Annotated in this window: 16 protein-coding genes; 11 read left to right on the top strand and 5 right to left on the bottom strand. The window is 47.2% G+C overall.

The genetic code is table 11. The features are described 5' to 3' along the window. Positions 1-51 precede the first annotated feature (51 nt). The 4 genes from EXU85_RS07610 to EXU85_RS07595 all read left to right on the top strand — a co-directional run bounded on the left by EXU85_RS07610 (position 52) and on the right by EXU85_RS07595 (position 3,877). A complete protein-coding gene (locus EXU85_RS07610) occupies positions 52-906 on the top strand; it encodes an SDR family oxidoreductase (protein WP_142771509.1) in 855 nt (284 codons plus the stop codon). 91 nt (positions 907-997) lie between these two features. Then, positions 998-1,861, top strand: a complete 864-nt coding sequence (locus EXU85_RS07605; protein WP_142771508.1) for an SDR family oxidoreductase — start codon at positions 998-1,000, stop codon at positions 1,859-1,861. Positions 1,862-1,928: 67 nt separating this feature from the next. After that, entirely contained in the window at positions 1,929-3,287 is a 1,359-nt protein-coding gene (locus tag EXU85_RS07600) for a cytochrome P450 (protein ID WP_142771507.1), read from the top strand. A 212-nt stretch (positions 3,288-3,499) separates the two neighbouring features. Then, positions 3,500-3,877 carry an HPF/RaiA family ribosome-associated protein gene (locus tag EXU85_RS07595; RefSeq protein ID WP_142771506.1) on the top strand — a complete coding sequence of 126 codons (378 nt, stop codon included), beginning with the start codon at positions 3,500-3,502 and terminating at the stop codon, positions 3,875-3,877. Positions 3,878-3,965: 88 nt separating this feature from the next. Here the strand turns inward: EXU85_RS07595 and metK are convergent, their stop codons facing one another. From metK to EXU85_RS07575, 4 genes are all read right to left on the bottom strand, one after another. Then, the gene (gene metK / locus EXU85_RS07590) at positions 3,966-5,243 is read right to left on the bottom strand and encodes a methionine adenosyltransferase (protein ID WP_142771505.1); all 1,278 of its coding nucleotides are present in this window, start codon (positions 5,241-5,243) and stop codon (positions 3,966-3,968) included. Between the two features lie 88 nt (positions 5,244-5,331). Continuing rightward, positions 5,332-6,528 carry a lycopene cyclase family protein gene (locus tag EXU85_RS07585; protein WP_142771504.1) on the bottom strand — a complete coding sequence of 399 codons (1,197 nt, stop codon included), beginning with the start codon at positions 6,526-6,528 and terminating at the stop codon, positions 5,332-5,334. 168 nt (positions 6,529-6,696) lie between these two features. Next, positions 6,697-7,575 carry a lipoyl synthase gene (gene lipA / locus EXU85_RS07580; RefSeq protein ID WP_142771503.1) on the bottom strand — a complete coding sequence of 293 codons (879 nt, stop codon included), beginning with the start codon at positions 7,573-7,575 and terminating at the stop codon, positions 6,697-6,699. A 142-nt stretch (positions 7,576-7,717) separates the two neighbouring features. Next, positions 7,718-8,503, bottom strand: a complete 786-nt coding sequence (locus tag EXU85_RS07575; protein WP_142771502.1) for a hypothetical protein — start codon at positions 8,501-8,503, stop codon at positions 7,718-7,720. A gap of 218 nt (positions 8,504-8,721) precedes the next feature. On the opposite strand from EXU85_RS07575, the gene EXU85_RS07570 reads away from it, so the two are divergent. Then, the gene (locus EXU85_RS07570; protein WP_142771501.1) at positions 8,722-9,150 is read left to right on the top strand and encodes an OsmC family protein; all 429 of its coding nucleotides are present in this window, start codon (positions 8,722-8,724) and stop codon (positions 9,148-9,150) included. Between the two features lie 85 nt (positions 9,151-9,235). On the opposite strand, the gene EXU85_RS07565 is transcribed toward EXU85_RS07570, so the two are convergent. Next, a complete protein-coding gene (locus tag EXU85_RS07565) occupies positions 9,236-10,030 on the bottom strand; it encodes a hypothetical protein (protein WP_246859455.1) in 795 nt (264 codons plus the stop codon). A 610-nt stretch (positions 10,031-10,640) separates the two neighbouring features. Between EXU85_RS07565 and EXU85_RS07560 the strand changes: the two genes are divergently transcribed. The 6 genes from EXU85_RS07560 (at position 10,641) to EXU85_RS07535 (ending at position 19,599) form a co-directional block, all read left to right on the top strand. Next, complete coding sequence (locus tag EXU85_RS07560) at positions 10,641-11,429, top strand: FecR family protein (protein ID WP_142771500.1); 789 nt, start codon at positions 10,641-10,643, stop codon at positions 11,427-11,429. Positions 11,430-11,454: 25 nt separating this feature from the next. Beyond that, positions 11,455-14,559: a TonB-dependent receptor gene (locus EXU85_RS07555; RefSeq protein WP_142771499.1), complete on the top strand. Its 3,105-nt coding sequence runs from the start codon at positions 11,455-11,457 to the stop codon at positions 14,557-14,559. Between the two features lie 51 nt (positions 14,560-14,610). Continuing rightward, positions 14,611-16,308: a RagB/SusD family nutrient uptake outer membrane protein gene (locus EXU85_RS07550; RefSeq protein WP_142771498.1), complete on the top strand. Its 1,698-nt coding sequence runs from the start codon at positions 14,611-14,613 to the stop codon at positions 16,306-16,308. Between the two features lie 172 nt (positions 16,309-16,480). Beyond that, positions 16,481-17,407, top strand: a complete 927-nt coding sequence (locus EXU85_RS07545) for a sugar phosphate isomerase/epimerase (RefSeq protein ID WP_142771497.1) — start codon at positions 16,481-16,483, stop codon at positions 17,405-17,407. A gap of 53 nt (positions 17,408-17,460) precedes the next feature. Beyond that, a complete protein-coding gene (locus EXU85_RS07540; protein WP_142771496.1) occupies positions 17,461-18,204 on the top strand; it encodes a DUF1080 domain-containing protein in 744 nt (247 codons plus the stop codon). Between the two features lie 69 nt (positions 18,205-18,273). After that, a complete protein-coding gene (locus EXU85_RS07535) occupies positions 18,274-19,599 on the top strand; it encodes a Gfo/Idh/MocA family protein (RefSeq protein ID WP_142771495.1) in 1,326 nt (441 codons plus the stop codon). The last annotated feature ends 63 nt before the right edge of the window (positions 19,600-19,662 follow it).

Below are 19,662 nucleotides of genomic sequence, written 5' to 3'. Positions count from 1 at the left end.
ACAACCCTCGCTGCTTTGGGATTATCCAAAAAGTACAACCAAAGCAACGTTATGACACTTGACATTCCCCCACAGCATCAGGACGTCCAACCGGGTATTGAAGCCACACTGGACCCACAGCCGCAGGTAATACGGCCTTCTTACAAAGGCGCTAACAAGCTAAAAGATAAAGTCGCGCTTATTACGGGTGGCGACTCAGGAATTGGACGGGCAGTAGCCGTTCACTTTGCCCGCGAAGGGGCCGATGTTGCCATTTCATATACCCCCCGAGAGGACGTAGATGCGCAAAAAACCAAACAGTTAGTTGAAGCCGAAGGACGTAAATGCCTGTTGCTACCGGGCGATATTCGCCAGGAAGCGTACTGTACGCAACTCGTAGAAGATACGGTAAAGCAATTCGGAAAGCTCAACATTCTGGTCAACAATGCAGGGTTGCAGTTGCAACACCAGACGCTCGAAGAGGAAACCGATGAGGATTTGTTAGCTACGTTCGAAACCAATATCTATTCGTTTTTCCGGGTAACGAAAGCCGCTGTATCTCACTTACATAAGGGCGATACCGTTATCAACACAACCTCCGTTACGGCCTACCAGGGCCGGGCCGATTTGCTCGAATATTCATCCACCAAGGGAGCCATTATGACCTTCACAAGAGCGTTATCCAGTAACTTAATTACCAAGGGTATTCGTGTGAACGCTGTTGCACCGGGCCCCATCTGGACACCGCTCAATCCGGCGTCGGTTAGTGCAGAAGAAGTAGCTGAGTTTGGCAAAGATGTACCGATGAAACGCCCTGGTCAACCCAGCGAAGTAGCCCCTACTTACGTATTTCTGGCTTCAGAAGATGCTTCTTACATTACCGGGCAGGTCATGCACCCCAACGGCGGTACTATTGTAAATGCATAATGTAGAGACGCATACTTGCGTCTCACGCGCGTCAGCTAAAACCATCCGCATATGGAGACGCAAGTATGCGTCTCTATAAAAATCAACTAGTATGGATCAAATGGAAATTGAAACCAAGCCCCAGCATCAGAACGCACAGCCGGGCCTGGAATATAAAATGGACCCACAACCGATCTACATTCGGGATGATTATCAGGGGTCGGATAAACTGAAACATAAAATCGCGGTCATTACCGGTGGCGATTCGGGAATTGGCCGGGCAGTAGCCATCCACTTCGCCCGCGAAGGAGCCGATTTAGCCTTGCTCTATCATCCTCGTGAAGAAGAGGATGCACAGAAAACAAAAGACCTGGTTGAAGCGGAAGGGCGTCGTTGCCTGCTGGTTTCGGGCGATCTGAAAGAACTGACTTTTATTCAGGATGCTGTCGATTTGATTGTTGATACGTATGATCACGTCAATATTCTGGTCAATAATGCCGCCAACCATGTCGAGCAAACGGAGTTTACGAGAATCTCAGATCAACAGATGCGTGAAACGTTTGAGCTAAATATTCTGGCCATGTTTCGATTCACAAAAATCCTGTTGCCGTATATGACAGCGGGCGATTGTATCATCAATACAACGTCGGTTGTATCCTACCGAGGCACTGAATCATTGATCGACTATGCCTCGACGAAAGGCGCTGTTACGTCCTTCACCCGCTCGTTATCGCAGAATTTATTGGAACGTAACATTCGGGTCAATGCGGTGGCGCCCGGCCCTATCTGGACTCCCCTCATTGTGGCGACGAAAACACTTAAAGAAGTGGAAGAGTTTGGCAAAGACACCCCTATGGAACGCGCTGGTCAACCTGCCGAATTGGCCCCAGCTTACGTATTTCTGGCTTCGGAGGATGCGTCTTATTTTGCAGGTCAGGTTATCCATGTAAACGGCGGAGAGGTCGTTAATTCATAGCGATTCTACCAAGCCAATATTATCTTTATAGCCATTCTGAACGTTGTTTCGGAATGGCTTTTCATTGATGGAAACAACAGCCCATTCTCCTCTTCCCGTACCCCTACACCCCGGTCTGCCCATACTAGGCAATACCCTTGCCTTTCTGCGAAATCCGCTCAGCACACTACATACGTTGCAGCGCCAGCACGATCGTCTTGTCCATCTGCGTATTGGCGGACGAAACCAGTATCTGGTTCTTCGACCTGAGGATGTGAAACACGTTATGCAGGAAAATCACCGCAATTACGGACGCTCGCCAGCTTTTGAGATACTGAAGGTTTTTCTGGGGAATGGCTTGCTTACCAGCGACGGCGATTTCTGGCGACGGCAACGACGGCTGGCCCAACCCGCTTTTCACCGGCAGAGGTTAGCCGCCCTGACAACAACCATGATTGCTGAGACGGCCAGCTGGATTGCCGAACTGAAACAGCACAACACGAAGCAGCCAGTCAATATATCGCAGGCGTTTATGGACATAACGATGCGCATCGTCTGCAAAACGCTGTTCGGGTCAGATACGACAGGCAAACTGGATGGACTCTCTAGCGCCCTCGATACCCTCAACTATCTGGCGAATAAGAAGATGTTGTCTCCAATCCGGTTTCCGTATAGCTGGCCAACGCCCGATAATGTACGGTCAAAGCGAGCCCGGATGCAGGTCGACTCGTTTATCTATGGCGTTATTGACCAACGACGCCAGCGAGATGAAGACAAAGATGATTTGTTGGGTATGCTGCTCAGCGCAGAGGATGAAGACACAGGCGAAAAAATGTCTGATCAGCAACTACGCGATGAGTGTGTAACCATTTTTTCGGCAGGGCACGAAACTACGGCCGTTTCTATGGCCTGGACAATCTATCTTTTAAGTCAGCATCCCGACGTACTCGCCCGACTCCAGACCGAAAGCCGAACCGTACTGGGCGATGCCACAACGCCAGCACCCGAGGCCTTTCGTTCGCTGACGTATACATTGCAAGTTGTTCAGGAGTCATTACGCTTGTACCCTCCTGCCTGGATCATGAGTCGGCGGGCGCATAATCCGGATCACATTGGCCCCTACACGATCCCGGCCGGTGATACAGCATTAATTTCGCCTTATCTCCTTCATAGAGACCCAGCAAACTGGCCCGATCCCGACCGATTTGATCCCGATCGATTTGCACCGGGTGGCCCTAAAGAACAACTTCATTCGTATGCGTATCTGCCCTTTGGCGGAGGACCCCGACTATGTATTGGAAATCAATTTGCACTGATGGAAATGCAGATTCTGTTAGCCATGCTGGTACGTTCATTTGAATTTACGCCTGTCGTAAATCAGCGCATCATTCCTAATCCATTAATCACATTACGTCCAAACCAAGCCGTTCGCATTAATTTATTGTGAATTTTCATTTATACTTTTTAAAGAACTTTAGTAAGCAGCCGTTCCACGCTCCCACTAAAAAGCTATACAGTCAAGCCGTTACCTTCTATTAGGCAAAAAGACCGTGAAACACAGTTGCACCTTTCATAGGTAGTATTGACTTTGTGGTCCTAATAGCCAAACTTAGACAGTCCATTGATGTTCTAATTTCAGTTCACTTTAAATGCGACACAATGAGACTACAAATGCACGCCGTTAGATTCACGGCAGATCAGAGCCTGTTAGATTTTATCCAGGCTAAGCTTGATAAGCTAGACACTTTTCATGATCGTATTATCAGCGGAGAAGTGTTCTTAAGGCTAGAGGGGGCAGACTCCAACAAAGTCAAAGAGAAAATCGTCGAAGTACGACTGATGATTCCAGGCAAGGAAATTTTCGTGAAGGAACACGATAAAAGTTTCGAAAGCGCAACCGACCGGGTAATGGATGTCCTAAAAGATAAACTCGTTCGATTTAAACAAAAACGAAACGATATTTCCAGTCCTGCCATTGCAGAGGCCACATCCCGGGTAGAAGCTGAAGACGAAGTTTTTGAGCCCGATGAGTTATAACTAACTAATTTCTTTATAAATCAGAAAGCCACCCCCAACGGAGTGGCTTTCTGATTTTAGTAGCTTAGGTGGAAACCTTCGTAGCTTTTTACAGCCCAAAAGCGGCTTTAACCTGATCGACAAAATCGAGTTTTTCCCAGGTAAATAACTCAACTTCAACTTCTTTAATATTCCCGTTCGACCCAAAGGTCTTTTTAACGATTTCGTTCTTACGGCCCATGTGACCATAAGCAGCCGTTTCGGAATAGATCGGATTGCGGAGCTTAAGCCGTTGTTCGATAGCGTATGGACGCATATCGAAAATTTCGCTAACCTTTTCAGCAATGGCACCATCATGCATATCTACTTTAGATGTGCCATATGTATTGACATACAAACCACAAGGTTTAGCTACGCCAATAGCATAGGATACCTGAACCAGAACCTGCGTGCAAAGACCTGATGCAACTAGATTCTTGGCAATGTGGCGAGTTGCATAAGCCGCCGAACGGTCTACTTTCGATGGATCTTTGCCCGAAAAAGCACCACCACCGTGCGCACCTTTACCGCCGTATGTATCAACGATGATCTTACGACCTGTAAGGCCAGTATCGCCGTGAGGACCACCAATTACGAACTTACCGGTTGGGTTGATGTAATACGTGATGTTATCCGTAAACAGGCTGTGCAGTTCAGCTTTCTGAGCGGCTTTAACCCGTGGAATCACAATATTGATGATATCTTCCTTGATTTTGGCCAGCATCGTTGCGTCGTCAGCAAAATCGTCGTGCTGAGTCGAAACCACAATGGTATCAATCCGGATAGGTTGATCATCATCCGAATACTCAATCGTCACCTGCGACTTGGCATCCGGCCGCAGATAAGGCATTAACTCAATCTCATTATTTCGAATCACTGACATTTCACGCAGGATGGCATGGGCCAGATCCAACGGCAATGGCATGTAGTTATCGGTTTCATTGGTGGCATACCCGAACATCATACCCTGGTCACCAGCACCTTGTGCATTAGCACGTGTCTCGAAATCATCATTGGCAACCTCACGGTCAACGCCCTGATTGATATCGGCAGATTGATCATGCAAAGCAGAGAAAATACCGCACGAATTAGCCTCGAACATATATTCACTCTTGGTGTAACCGATTTTACGGATCACCTCCCGTGTGATTTTTTGAACGTCTAAATAAGTATCAGTTTTGATTTCGCCAGCCAGCACAACCTGACCCGTTGTAACAAGCGTTTCGCAGGCTACCTTGCTGGATGGATCAAACGCAAGGAAATTATCAATCAGTGCGTCGGAGATTTGGTCGGCGACTTTGTCGGGGTGGCCCTCGGAAACAGACTCAGAAGTGAAAAGATAAGGCATTGCGCTATCCGGATGGTATGACTTAGTTAAAGTCACAAATCTACAATTTTCTGAGCAGGGGGCAAGTAATTACAAGGCAGCTTCTTTGTTATCCAGCTATTTTACGCCGTAGCACGGCAAAGAAGGCCTTTAAAAACGGCCAGAAAGGCATGGTAGCAAATAATTGAATCTCTTCAGAAAAACGGGTATCCTCGTCTAAAAACGTAAAGACACGCTGTGGGTTCTCGGTATAGACACGCGTAAAAATGTCGTCGGCCGGATGTCGGCGCTTCTCCAGCACATTCAGAAAGATACTGTCGTAGAGTTTAAATCTTCGCTTAAACCAGGGTACAGTTCGTTGTGGCTTACCGGTTTCAACCAGGCATTGAACTATGTCCTGCAAGCAACGCTGCGTCCGGTGGAAGGTGTACCCGGTAGACGGTTTGGTAAAGCCACCCGACGTACCAATCCTGACAATATGTTCCGAAGGGTTTTCCTGGGTTGGCTCATCTGACATTGGAATGACACCATACTCAGTTTCGCGAATTTGATACCCGCCCGTTTCTATAAACTGGTCGATATACTTACGAAGTTCTGTATCATATTCTTGATCGAGCAGGAGGGTTGAGTTAAACAATGTATACTCAATCAGGGCGGTCTTTTCATCGAAAGGCAACACGTACATAAACCGGCAATCTCCCTGCTGATCCACCCGAAAGTCCATAATTTCAGGGCGTTTTGGGTCAAAACATGGCGTTGATGTTGTAATTACCCAGCCTTTAAAATGCTGTAGGAGATTATGATTTTCGGGCTGATCTAACTTAAGCGCAAACGTACTATCAAATACGTAGTTAGCTATATAAGGTTCATCGTCGGCAATAACGAAACCACCCTGTGGAGTATCTTTTATGCGTTGAATTGTTGCCTGTTTTCGCTCAATAGTAGGCCACTTAGCTAGTTCAGCTTCCATAAAGGCATAGAAGTCGATACTCCGCAGCATTTTATATTGATAAGGGCCCATGTCGAGCATCCCCGAATAGGTGGTACCATGAAAAGAGATTGATTTCCAGGTACGAAACAAAATAGATTCAAAGGGTTGTGATCGAGTCAGTAGGCCCTCAGACTGATCGGTCTGGGTTGTTAGTGGCCCACGCTCCCAAAAGCACCAGGTCCGGTCGTTCTGGCTTTTCGGTTCACGGTCCAGGATTAGAATACTTCGGTCGCGTAATGGAGATTGAAGCAGATAATACGCCAGACTCAAGCCGGCCATGCCTCCCCCTGCGATAATGAAATCGTATTTTTTCATGTAGCAAAGAAAAAGTCCGGGCCGTGGGTCCGGACTCTGTCCTTATAAAATGGGGAATAACCTTAATTGTTTAATAAATGAGTCGGTAAGTTAAAAAGTCGGTAAGTCAATAAGTGGCTGACACTAGTGTTGTTCGTGCGTTGGCCACTTATTGACTTACCCGCTTTTTTACACATTCACGTGTTTTTCAGCATGATAACTCGACCGAACCAGTGGGCCTGATTCTACGTATTTCAGCCCACGCTTCAGCCCTTCTTCTCGATACATCGCAAAGGTATCAGGGTGAATCCACTCAATAACTTCGTGGTGCATTTTGGTGGGTTGCAGGTACTGACCCAGCGTGAGAATATCCAGCCCGTTTATGGCCAGGTCATCCATCGCCTTAAACACCTCATCGTGTGTTTCACCTAAGCCAAGCATAATACCAGATTTTGTGCGCTGACCATACTCTTTTGTCCGGCGAATCTGTTCGAGACTACGCTCATAGCGAGCCTGCGGCCGAACCCGCCGATAAAGCCGCTCTACGGTTTCCATATTATGCGAAACTACTTCCTGGCCTGCCGAAATCATCCGTTCCAGCGCTTCCCAGTTTCCCTTTGTATCAGGAATAAGCGTTTCAATAGTCGTTGATGGCGATGCCTCTTTAATAAGTCGTACGGTCTGATACCAGATTTCGGCGCCCCGGTCTTTCAGTTCGTCACGGTTAACGGATGTGAGCACAGCGTGTTTAACCTTCATCAATACAATAGCTTCAGCCACGCGCCGGGGTTCATCCGTATCATATTCAGTAGGGCGTCCGGTTGCTACGGCACAAAACGTGCAGCTTCTTGTACAAACATTGCCCAGAATCATAAATGTAGCGGTGCCTGCTCCCCAGCATTCACCCATATTTGGGCAGTTACCACTCTCGCAAATGGTATGGAGCTTATGTTCGTCTACTAACTTACGAACTTTGGCATATTCGGGGCCGATCGGCAGTTTTACACGCAGCCAATCAGGACGCTTTTTTCGTTGTTGTTCAGAGGGTATTACGGGTAGTTCGATCATGTCTCCTCAATCCTTTCCAGCAAAATTCGTTTTCTGGGCGTAAAGTTCAGCAAAAAAGGAGGAAAGGGAAGAAGGAGGAGCGGGATAAAGGATTTTTCGCACCCTATTCTTCCCGTTCCTCCTTCCTCCCTTTCCTCCTTTTTTATTTCTTACTGCCAAAAAACAACGTAAGATAGGCCGATGTGAAGAAGCTACGATTTCCATCTTCCCGATTACCGGTCTGGCTTTGGTTGGGAATAATCACAATTTTATTGGGAAATGCTTCTGCTAAGAAACCGATTTCAACGCCGGTTGTATTGGCTCTGAAAGCACTTAGTTCAAAACTTAAAGCCGCTTTCACATGCAGGCCAATCGTAAGTTTCGACTGATCCAGGCCCTGAAAGAAACCCCCAGCGCCGGTAATTACCTCACCCGTTGGTGTAGTAGATCCATTCACTTGCGAAGCTGGCACGGTTCGGGAGGAGTTACCGGAAGTTACTTCCACATAGTACGGCTTAATAATACCTATTGATGGTCCGCCAGCTAAAATTCCGCTTACTGCAATACCTTCATCACTACTCCGCTGAAACAGTTTTACTTCCCGGCCATATTGAGGGCGCAAAACAAACAAATAATTTTCTTTTCCATCAATATAGCGCGAGCCAATCGAATTGATGGATGACTGTATCTCTTTCGGATGCTTTACGTTAACAAGTTCAACGCTTATATAGCGATATTGAGACATACCCAACAGTTTGCTCGATAGTATCTTTGACTGCCGAAACGAAAAGCCCCCAATTATACCAGAATTCGTGTTGGTTGTCAGGCCAAACGTCGTTATAGTTGGGTAATTATCGTCTTCGGTGTCCGTATTTTGCGCTTTAGAAACCTGACCTGACAAGAGCAGGCCACTTAGCGCAAGTCCAAATAAGTTGTATAGTGTTCGCATTTCCGTAAAATCCTGAATTAAAGCTACTCATTATTATTATTATTCACAAAACCCCGACGCCACAATTAGGGTAACTACATCATTCTTTATATGTTTAATTAGAAAAGGTGAGTTGGCAAGTCGAATAAGTCAGTAAGTGCTGACGCCAGTTTTTTCCTTACTAACTTGCCGACCGCACGGGCAACCCCGTTATTTAACTCGTTAACTTTCAACTTTTCATGGCAACCATTCACATTGATTACCTCGGTGGACTACGTACCGATTGTGAACACCTTCAATCGGGTACCCACATAAATACCGATGCCCCTACGGATAACCAAGGCCTTGGCGAAGCATTCTCTCCTACCGATCTGGTTGCCAATGCCCTTGGCTCCTGCATCATTACAACGATGGCTATTTTTGCCCGACGCGAAGGTATTGACCTACAAAGTAGCGAACTCGACGTTACGAAAGTGATGACCAGCCAGCCTCCCCGGCGCATTGCTCGTATAGAAATTAGTCTGATTCTCCGCGCCAATCGGGAAGGAAATTCATTTCTACCCGACGATGAAACTCGCGCCCGATTGGAGAAAATTGCACACACCTGCCCGGTAGCCATTAGCCTCCACCCTGATGTTGAGCAGGCCGTAAGTATTCGGTGGGAATAGGGAACTGATATAGGATGTATGGTATATGATGTAACTGACGCAGGAGAAGTACATCCTATATCATACATCACAAGGCAAGATTCCTTTAATTTAACTTATTTCTTTTTCGTTTCTGCCGCCAGTATTTAATATCGGCGGTCAGATTTTCGAGGAAAAATGAGGGGCCGACCGATATATAAAACCCACTATAGTTGATTTGGCTGTCGGGAATATCCTTTTTTAGAATAAAACGATACCCAGTCAACATATTCAAACCAAACCAGTGTAAAGGCCGTAGCCAGCGTACAGTTGGGAACTGATAAGCAGCAGAAACACCAACGCCAAGTGGCAAAAAAACACCCCTTGCGACTTCATGCTTGTTTGATTGGCCCTCGTCTCGTTCATAACGTGAGTGCCCATACCCCAATTCTATCGGCATACTCACTTCAAAAGCTTTCCGGCGCAATAGGTAACGCTCGTAGTACACGGTAGCTATACGTAAATGACGGGTTACAGATTCTGATGTATTGGGCAGCAAACCGGGTTCGTCGAGATGCTGATTAATAAAATAAAATCCGGCTCCTGCCTTAAAACTAGCCAAACGCCCACCTCGCAGGTTAGGCCGCTCATGCTGGCTAGGGAATAAAAAACCAGCTCTTACCCCATACACACTGACCGGCACTCGTCGATCATTATCATTTCGGGTATCACCAAAGAAGAAGAATCGTTGATCTGTTGAGGCAGTAAACGTAAGGGATTTTGGGCTGCTACTACTTGCAGTATCCGAATGAAGAGTTTTCCTGGTTTTTGCCTCGATAGAGGCTTCGGGCTGCGCCCAGGCTATTGTACCCGTATAAAACCAAAGAATAAAAGGTAAACTTAAAATCCATCGTAATCGCATAGTTTTCACACCGTTGATAAACTAATAACGATGGATCGGGCTAATGGTTCTACTGGATTTATGATCGGCTACTATATCACCAATTCACGAGCCAAAACCCGCTTTCAATTTGCCAATGATTTCCAGATGAATCGTTGGGTAAGCGTCTTCCAAACGGCTCTATACCATATCTTATAATAACTCTACGTTTTTTATGGGCTATTTAGTTTGTCCTCAAACTCTATATATTTCACGGCCTACCTCAGTCTACTATTGGATAAATACAAAAAAAACCAATCAGCTTAGTTCATAATTGACCCTACAGGGATTGACGAGTTATTGCAAATTTCTTCCGTATCGACAAAAAAATCTTACCGTTTTACAATCCGGGAACGTTCCCGGTAACGCTTGCATAAATAAAATGAGATAAAATGTTCTTTATGTCTGTTTTTTTTCAGAACATCATACTAGAATTTTTCCAAAGAATAATAGTACATAATAAAGCTTCATAAAGAAATAATCCACAATTACCCTTAGCCCATTAGGTGGTGTATACACCTTCAGCTGATGTTTTTAATAAGTAGAAACCCTTACATCTGACGCTTTGGCCTACACGAAACAGTTATACACCGTGTCCCATAAGCCATACTCTGCTTATACCGTTGAGGAGCTCGCCCTTGATGACCTGTTTGTGCGTTGGGTGCAACATCCTAACGACGATGAGGTAGAGGCTTATTGGCAAAACTGGCTTGCGCAAAACCCAGACTGTTACGAAACGGTCGAAGCGGCCCGTGCACTTATTAAGGAAGCCAGTCAATCAAGGTTACCAGCCTTATCGACCGATGAGATATCTTCCGTATGGGGGCGAATCCGGGAATCGCTCCAGACAATGGAAGACCTCCGCCCACTACAACCAGATGTTCGGGCTGTTATTGGCTGGTGGTATTTCTTTAGGACGGTGGCTGCACTGATGGGTGTTATGCTATTAATTGGCTGGGCACTCTGGATGCAGTATGGCCCAAATCAATGCGTATCGACGATCAGTACTCCATCGAATCAAACACGTTTGATTCGACTGCCAGATAACTCAACTATGACCCTGCAGCCCAATAGCACAGTCCGATATGCACGCCAATGGACTGACGAAACGCCAAGGGCAGTCTGGCTAAAAGGAGAAGCAGATTTTTCAGTTACGCATCGTAATGATACCTCCTCAGCCCGATTGTTTCGGGTCCATATGGCCGACTTTACCATAGAAGCAGTCGGTACTATTTTTCGAGTACGGCAGCATCCGCAGGGAACCTATGTAGCCCTGACCTCCGGAAATGTGAATTTACTTCTGAAAGAACAACAGCCCATTCGGCTACAACCCGGCGACTCGATCGAAGTGGCCGCTGGTTTAGCCAAGACTTTACCTTAACAATTAACTCTTACTTGAACCTACAATGCAGACAACAATTACCCAACCGCCACGGCTTGCGTGGCTTCCTTTGCTTGGCCTAACAGCACTCGCGCTGGTTAGCCAACCGGCGTTCAGCGCGCCACCTACAAACCGACCACTCGTAGAAAACCCGGCGCAGGAACGCACCGTTACGGGCCGGATTCTTTCGGGTGACGACAATAAAGCCTTGCCAGGTGTTAGTGTGGCAGTGAAAGGTACCACGCGTGGAACGACTTCCGACGCCAATGGCGATTACCGCATTGGCGTACCCAACAACCAGTCTGTGCTGGTTTTCTCAGCAGTCGGCTTTGTTAGCCAAGAGGTTAGCGTTGGCAACAAGTCAGCAATCAATCTAACACTCACTACCGACAACCGATCGCTGAACGAGGTTGTCGTTATTGGATATGGTACGCAGAAGAAGAGCCAGACCACAGGCGCTATCTCGTCGATTACACCCAAGCAAATCACCGAACAACCTGTTACCAACATTGGACAGGCTATGCAGGGTCGGGTAGCGGGTGTAGATGTGGCTCAGTCGGGTAGCCGACCCGGCTCTGTACCAACGATTCGGATTCGCGGACGTCGTTCGTTTAACGCTGGTAACGATCCCTTGTATGTAGTCGATGGGATTCCACTAGCAAGAGAATACGAAGACATTAACCCAAATGATGTGGGTTCGATGGAAATCCTGAAGGATGCTACGGCAACGGCCATCTATGGTGCCAGGGGCGCTAATGGAGTCGTGCTGGTTACGACCAAACGAGGCAATGCAAACGGCAAAACGACTATCAGCTACGATAACTATGTAGGTTTTACTGATGCACTTGATAAAGTCAAGCTGTTCAGCGGTTCCGAGTTTGCTGAATTCGTCCGGGAAGCTTACCGGACTACGGGAAACTACAAAGATGCGAATGGTAATCCAGTTCCTACAGGCGTGGCCGATGCGTACGCTGACTCGAAGGTAGCTGTACTCGGTGGCGACCCGAACGTAGCGGCTGGCCTTGCCGCTAATCGGAATACGGATTGGCAGTCGTTGATTCTGAAACAGGGGGTCCAGCAGAACCATTCGATTGGAGTTCAGGGCGGTAACGAAAAAACGCAGTTCTATATTTCGGCAGGTTATTTTCAGGATAAAGGGATCATGCCTGGGCTGGATTTTACCCGCTATTCGCTGCGTGCCAATATTGATCACCAAATTAATAAGGCACTTAAAGTAGGCATTGCCTCGTATATGATGTATAGCCTGCGCAACGGGGAAACACTGAATCCATACAACTTTACGCTTCAGCAAAATCCACTTGGTCGGCCTTACGACGACAATGGAAATCTGATTTTCTCACCTACGAATGACGCCTTACTCACCAATCCGCTTGCCGAGGTTGTACCGGGTGCGCAAATAGAAGAACGAAAAAAATACCGAATTTTCAATAGTGTTTATGCAGAAGTAAGCATTCTTGACGGGCTAAAATACCGGGTTAATTTCGGACCCGACTTTACAATCAACAGGTTTGGCCGCTTCATTGGTGCTCAAACAAATGCCCGGAAAGGGGGCGACCCGCAGGCTTCCAACGCTTCCGCCTTTAATTTCGACTACACGTTGGAGAACGTCGTAACGTACAATAAAAAAATTGGCGATCACAATTTCGGCATTACGGCCCTTCAATCCATTCAGCGCGATAATTCCGAGTTCAATAATATTAACGTGCAGGGTGTTCCAGCCGAAACGCAGTCGTTTTATAATGTAGGCAACGCTAGCTCAGTACTAGGTGTGGGAAGTGGTCTGATTCAGTGGACGATCAACTCCTATATGGGACGTATTAATTACGACTACAAAGACAAATACTTAGTAACGGCCACCCTACGCCGGGATGGATCGAGCCGATTTGGGGAAAATACTAAATATGGTAACTTCCCAGGTATTGCTTTAGGCTGGAATATCAGTAATGAAGATTTCATGAAAGGGAGTTCATGGGTTGATCTGCTGAAACTGCGAGCCAGCCGGGGGTCGGTAGGTAACCAGGGGGTAGCACCTTATCAAACCCAGGGGCTACTAGGTCGTACTGTATACGCATATGGTACTACGCCCGCTTACGGCTATCGTCCTGAAACGATCGGTAATCCTGATTTGCGATGGGAGACCTCAACAACCACTAACATTGGTCTCGATTTCAGTCTCTGGCGTGGCCGGCTAACGGGTTCTATCGAACTGTATCAAACCCGCACCACCGATCTACTGCTATCTGACCTGCTACCTACATCAATTGGTTTCAACTCCGTTACCCGAAACATTGGCGAAACCCAGAACAAAGGGGTAGAAGTCAGTTTATCGACAGTGAACGTGAATACGAAAGGCGGCTTTAAGTGGACATCCGATATTGTCTTCTCTAAAAATTCAGAAGCCATTATCTCCCTGTTCAACGGACCTATCGATGATGTGGGTAACAAACGCTTCATTGGTAAACCCCTGACCGAGTTTTACGATTATAAGAAAGCCGGTATCTGGCAGACCAACGAAGCTGACGCGGCCAAGTCGTACCAGAGTGCCGTTGGCCAGATTAAAGTGCAGGACACCAACAACGATGGCAAAATTACGGCTGACGACCGCGTGTTCTTAGGTTCCGATATTCCAACCTGGAGTGGAGGTATTACCAACCGATTCAGCTACAAAGGGTTCGACCTGAACTTCTTTATTTATGCCCGGGTTGGCCAAACCATCCTGAGCGGTTTCCACCGGGATAATAACCAACTTGCGGGTCGTTATCAGCAAATTAAGGTGGATTATTGGACGCCCAACAATCCAACGAATGAGTTCCCTCGGCCTAACTCAAGCCAGGAATTCCCGGTCTACAACGCGGCTATTATCTACTTCGACGGTTCGTTTGTGAAGGTGCGAAATATCAACTTTGGCTACACATTCCCGGCAAGTATTACCTCAAAACTTCGCCTACAGTCGTTACGACTATTCACCAGCATTCAGCAACCCTTTATCTTCTCGTCCTACCGGTCAAAGTATAACGGAGTTGACCCTGAAACAAGCGATGGTACGGTTAGTAACGGTGTTACGCCTGCTACCCGGGTAACTACTTTTGGTTTAAACGTCAAATTCTAGGTGCATACGCCATAGGCGATGTGCTTATAAACATACATTGATTCTAAAAACATGAAATCACAATTTTCACATAAATCATTGCGCGTCCTGGCACTTGCCGCTCTCCTACTTAGTGGGCAGGCTTGTAAGGATGTGCTGAAGGAAACGGTCATTTCCAATATCGGGAACGATTACATCAAAACCCCAAAAGGGTTTGAAGATGCCAGCAAAGCCGCTTACTCGTCGCTGAGGAATTTCTACGCATCGGAGCGCGGACTGACTATGACCGAATATGGTACGGATATTTATCAGGCCGGAGCGGATGGAAGTTATAAAGGGTTTCATTTCTACGACACCCAGATGAACAGCTTCGTTGACATTATCCAGCAGGTATGGGAAGAACTGTACAGGGGTATCAATACCTGCAATGCGGTTATTGAGCGTGCCCCGGCCGCTACTGTTTCGGATGCTACCAAAAAACTTCGGGTAGCCGAGATGAAGTTCCTGAGAGCGCACTACTACTTTATTCTGGTGCAACAGTTCGGTGGGGTCGACTTACGATTGACAGAAACGATACTTCCTACGAAAAAAACCAGTCGGGCAACAGAGGCCGACATCTATAAATCCATAACGAGTGACCTGGAATCGGCACTGGCCGATCTGCCTACGGTTAAAGCGTCTTCGCAGGGAGCCAGTGATTATGGGCGAGCTACCAAATCGGCTGCCGAACATTTGCTGGCTCGGGTGTACCTTACCAAAGCCACTTCATCGGCAAAAGCCGCTGATGATTACACGAAAGCCGCAACCTACGCACAGAACGTAATTAGCAACTATAGCCTGAAGCTATTGCCCGATTTTGCGAGTGTGTTTGCTCAGGGAGGTGGAGAAATTAACGACGAGGTTATTTTCTCGGTTCAATATACAACGGACCCGCTCACCAACATAAACACGGCAAATACGAATAACGGCGACGGAAACAAGCTTCACCTATACTTTGGGATGCAGTACGATGTGCAGCCTGGTATGAAACGCGACATTGCCAATGACCGTCCCTTCAAACGGTTACGTCCAACAACCTATCTACTTGAAACCGTTTTCAAAGATCGGGTGAATGACTCCCGCTATAAGAAAACGTTTAAGGATACCTGGCTGTCTAACAACCCTGGCACGAATCTAAATACCTCTTTTGACAACAGTAAGGCTAAGATGACCTTAAAAGCAGGAGATACTGCCATTTACATTCCGGGTGTTGAGTGGACAGTGGCGCAGCGGGCCGCCAAGCCTTACCAGGTTTTAGTACCAAGTGCCTATACGGCAGCGTTATTCCCAACACTGCAAAAGTTCCTCGACCCAACTCGTCCTGATCTAACCTACGAACAGGGTAGCCGCGATTACCTGGCGTTTCGTCTGGCTGAAACCTATCTGATTTTAGCTGAAGCTCAATTCAAGTCAGGTAAAACGACCGAAGCTACTGCTGCCATTAACGCAGTACGTCGCCGAGCTGCCTGGCCAGGCAAAGAATCAGCAATGGAAATAACACCTGCTCAATTAGACATGGAGATGATCATGCAGGAACGTGCGCGTGAACTGGCTGGTGAGCAGATGCGTTGGTTCGATCTAAAACGGTGGGGTAACCTGGTTGAACGGGTTAAGTTATACAACCCCGATGGAGCTGCCAACGTGAAAGAGACCCATAATCTACGCCCCATTCCGCAAACCCAAATTGACCGGACTGAGAACGGTGGCTTTAAGCAAAATGATGGATTCTAAGGCATAGTGAGCGAAAGAGTGAGACCGGCATCGGGTTTCACTCTTTCGCTTTTATTTTTATTATAACTGAGTCTATTCACGCTTATCAATTCCGTACTTAGCGTTCTAATTATTCTGTTTCACCATTAGTAGTCAGGCGAACCGCCCTATACTGATTATCCCTCCCCAAACTATGCAAGAGACTGTAAACCGACGACAGTTTCTCACCACGGCTGGTTTATCAGCTTTGGCACTTACCGCTGCAACGGAACCGTTATTTGCCCGATTCAGTAAACCATCTGGTCTGAAAATCGCCTACTCGGCCATTACCTGGGGCGGGAACGACGCTCAGGCAATTACGGACCTGGCTTCGCTTGGCTATCATGGTATTCAACTCCGGGCCAACGCCTTTGGGCCCTATAAAGCCAAGCCCTCCGAATTGAAAGCGTTGCTCGATCAGAATCACCTAACCCTGGCTATGTTTTCGAGTGGCAATGTAGAGATCGATCCGGCTAAAGAACAGAGTACCATCGATATGCACGTGGCCCACGCGAGTTTTGTGAAAGCCCTCGGTGGCTCAGCCATTCAGTTGACCAACTCGGCCCGACCCAAAGATCGGCTTCCAACAACGGAAGAACTGAAACGACTGGCATTCGTTATGAACGAAATCGGCAAGCAAACGGCCGACCTAGGTGTTCAGGCTACCTATCACAATCACATGCACCAGCTCGGCGAAACGCCCGAAGAGGTAGAGATTATTGTGCAGGCCATGAATCCTAAGTACATGAAATTAGAACTTGACATTGCCCACTATAAACAAGGGGGTGGCCAACCCGAAAAGGCTGTCAAGCAATATAAAGACATTATTTACGCCCTTCACCTGAAAGACACAATGTCGCCCTTGGCCGACAAACCAGGTGATGCTAAAGCGTATAAATTTGTGGAGTTAGGCCGGGGAAATGTAGACGTCCCCGCGGTATTCAAAGCCTTGGACGAGATTAAGTTTAAAGGTTGGGGAATCATTGAATTAGATGGTGTCCCGGAAAAAGATAAGACTCCCATTCAGTGCGCTCAGATCAATAAAGACTATATCACTAAAACGCTTCACGTTCCATTGTGAAAAAAGAATACTGGAAGCTGAGGTCCATTTCCGTTTTTTCACGTACTACTATTATGAAACAACTAATCTTATCTGGCTTTTTAGTCTTAAGCTTAATCGCAGCTAAAGATTCACAAGCGCCTAATACATTAACAGCCCAGGAGAAAAAGGACGGTTGGAAGTTGCTCTTTGATGGCAAGACAACCAAAGGCTGGCGTGGGGCTTACAAAGATAAATTCCCCGAAAAAGGCTGGGACGTTACTGATGGCATGCTAACGATCCAACAATCGAATGGGTCTGAGTCTGAAAGCTTTGGTGATATTGTTACAGATGGCGAATACAGTGATTTCGATCTTGTCTTCGATTTCAAACTTACGGAAGGAGCCAACAGTGGTGTGAAATATTTTGTGGCTGAACAAAGCCCGAAGCCGAAGGGGTCAGCATTTGGCCTGGAATTTCAGGTGCTGGATGATGATAAACACCCCGATGCCAAACTAGGACGTAATGGTAACCGCACGGTTGGTTCGTTGTATGATCTGATTCCGGCAAGTGGCAAAAAAGCCAATCCAATTGGCGAGTGGAACACAGGACGTGTTATTTCGAAAGGCAAACACGTTGAACACTGGCTGAACGGCAAAAAAGTAGTTGAATACGAACGGGGCAGCGAGCAATTCCGGGAATTGGTTGCCATGAGTAAATACAAAGCTCCCGACTATAATGCCAACGGTCGTTTCGGCGAAGCTCCTAAAGGCCATATCCTGCTTCAGGATCATGGTAATCGGGTATACTTCCGAAATATGAAGATCAAAACACTTTAAGCCTTAGGCCCTATAGCGAATAGTTTTTCTATCATCGTTTATCGTATCTTTTTAAACAGATTAAATTCTATGGAAAATCGTCGTGATTTTATAAAAAAATCGGCACTAGCTGGACTTGGGATGAGTTTCTCAGCCAGTAGCTACGCCCGAATTCTGGGAGCTAACGACCGGGTTCGGGTTGGTATTATTGGCTTTTCGGACCGCTTCCGACAGTCGCTTGCCCCCGCTTTTGCTGAACATGCGAAAGCCCAGAATTTTGCTTTTGTAGGGGTTTCTGACCTCTGGAATCGTCGTCGCGACGAAGCAGAAGCTTATTTAAAGGGGAAAGGGCTGAACGATAGTACCTTTTTCAAAGCCCGCAACAACGACGAACTCCTCGACCGCAAAGATGTTGACGCCGTTATCATCAGCACCGCCGATTTCCAGCATGCCCTCCACTGTGCCGCAGCCGTTGAATCGGGCCGGGATGTGTATTGCGAAAAGCCATTCGCCGAATCGCTCGACGATGCCCGGAAAGCGGTTAAAGCGGTAGAAGCTTCGAAGAAAATTGTGCAGGTTGGTTCGCAACGACGCTCTGCCCCAAACTACCACTCAGCCAATGAGTTTATCAAATCAGGCAAATTTGGCGACATTACCATGGTTGAAATGACCTGGAACGTCAATCAGCCCGGTCGCTGGCGCCGGCCTAAGTTGGTGTCTGAAATTCGCAAAGAAGATACCGACTGGGATCGCTACCAGATGAACCGGCCTAAAACGGCCTGGGACCCACGTAAATATCTTGAATTCCGCTTGTTCTACCCTTACTCATCGGGCATTCCGGGTCAGTGGATGTCGCACCAGATAGATACAGTCCACTGGTTCAGTGGTTTAGATCACCCACGTAGTGTAGTTGCTAATGGGGGCGTTTACAGTTGGAAAGATGGTCGTGTTAATGCCGACACCTTTACGGCTGTGTTCGATTACGGCCCGGACAACGACAAAACCAAAGGCTTCCAGGTATTGTACTCTTCGCGCATGAACAACGAAGCCGGTGGTGTAAAAGAATACTACTTCTCGAACGGCGGCATGATTAACCTCGACACGAACAAGATTTCGCCCGAGGGAGGTCTGGAAGCAAAATACGCCAAAGACATGAATATGCAGGCGAACCTACTGCCAACAATGTCACTGGGAGAAGCTGCAAAAATGGAAACCTCTGCTAACACAGGTGGTGATCCAATGACCTCTTTACACATGCTGAACTGGATGGAATGCGTTCGCAGCCGCAAAGAGCCCAATGCTCCTGCCCGAGTAGGTTTCAACCACTCTGTTGCCAATATCATGGCGACTATGGCCCTGCATACCGGAAAGCGCGTAACCTGGGATTCGACTAAACAGGATGTGGTAGTGAGTTAAAAAAAGGAGGAAAGGGAAGAAGGGGAGTAGAGGGAGAAAGGGATATCAATCGTTCCTTCCTCC

It is taken from the genome of Spirosoma sp. KCTC 42546, from assembly GCF_006965485.1.
GTDB lineage: Bacteria > Bacteroidota > Bacteroidia > Cytophagales > Spirosomataceae > Spirosoma.
This window is presented reverse-complemented; position numbering and strand designations above follow the sequence as displayed.

Excerpts from the sequence above, each read along its gene's own strand:
- EXU85_RS07570 (WP_142771501.1), top strand. The coding sequence starts at position 8,722 with ATGGCAACCATTCACATTGATTACCTCGGTGGACTACGTACCGATTGT.
- EXU85_RS07605 (WP_142771508.1), top strand. The coding sequence starts at position 998 with ATGGATCAAATGGAAATTGAAACCAAGCCCCAGCATCAGAACGCACAG.
- EXU85_RS07565 (WP_246859455.1), bottom strand. The coding sequence starts at position 10,030 with ATGCGATTACGATGGATTTTAAGTTTACCTTTTATTCTTTGGTTTTAT.
- EXU85_RS07585 (WP_142771504.1), bottom strand. The coding sequence starts at position 6,528 with ATGAAAAAATACGATTTCATTATCGCAGGGGGAGGCATGGCCGGCTTG.
- lipA (WP_142771503.1), bottom strand. The coding sequence starts at position 7,575 with ATGATCGAACTACCCGTAATACCCTCTGAACAACAACGAAAAAAGCGT.
- EXU85_RS07535 (WP_142771495.1), top strand. The coding sequence starts at position 18,274 with ATGGAAAATCGTCGTGATTTTATAAAAAAATCGGCACTAGCTGGACTT.
- metK (WP_142771505.1), bottom strand. The coding sequence starts at position 5,243 with ATGCCTTATCTTTTCACTTCTGAGTCTGTTTCCGAGGGCCACCCCGAC.
- EXU85_RS07575 (WP_142771502.1), bottom strand. The coding sequence starts at position 8,503 with ATGCGAACACTATACAACTTATTTGGACTTGCGCTAAGTGGCCTGCTC.
- EXU85_RS07545 (WP_142771497.1), top strand. The coding sequence starts at position 16,481 with ATGCAAGAGACTGTAAACCGACGACAGTTTCTCACCACGGCTGGTTTA.
- EXU85_RS07540 (WP_142771496.1), top strand. The coding sequence starts at position 17,461 with ATGAAACAACTAATCTTATCTGGCTTTTTAGTCTTAAGCTTAATCGCA.
- EXU85_RS07610 (WP_142771509.1), top strand. The coding sequence starts at position 52 with ATGACACTTGACATTCCCCCACAGCATCAGGACGTCCAACCGGGTATT.
- EXU85_RS07555 (WP_142771499.1), top strand. The coding sequence starts at position 11,455 with ATGCAGACAACAATTACCCAACCGCCACGGCTTGCGTGGCTTCCTTTG.
- EXU85_RS07595 (WP_142771506.1), top strand. The coding sequence starts at position 3,500 with ATGAGACTACAAATGCACGCCGTTAGATTCACGGCAGATCAGAGCCTG.
- EXU85_RS07550 (WP_142771498.1), top strand. The coding sequence starts at position 14,611 with ATGAAATCACAATTTTCACATAAATCATTGCGCGTCCTGGCACTTGCC.
- EXU85_RS07600 (WP_142771507.1), top strand. The coding sequence starts at position 1,929 with ATGGAAACAACAGCCCATTCTCCTCTTCCCGTACCCCTACACCCCGGT.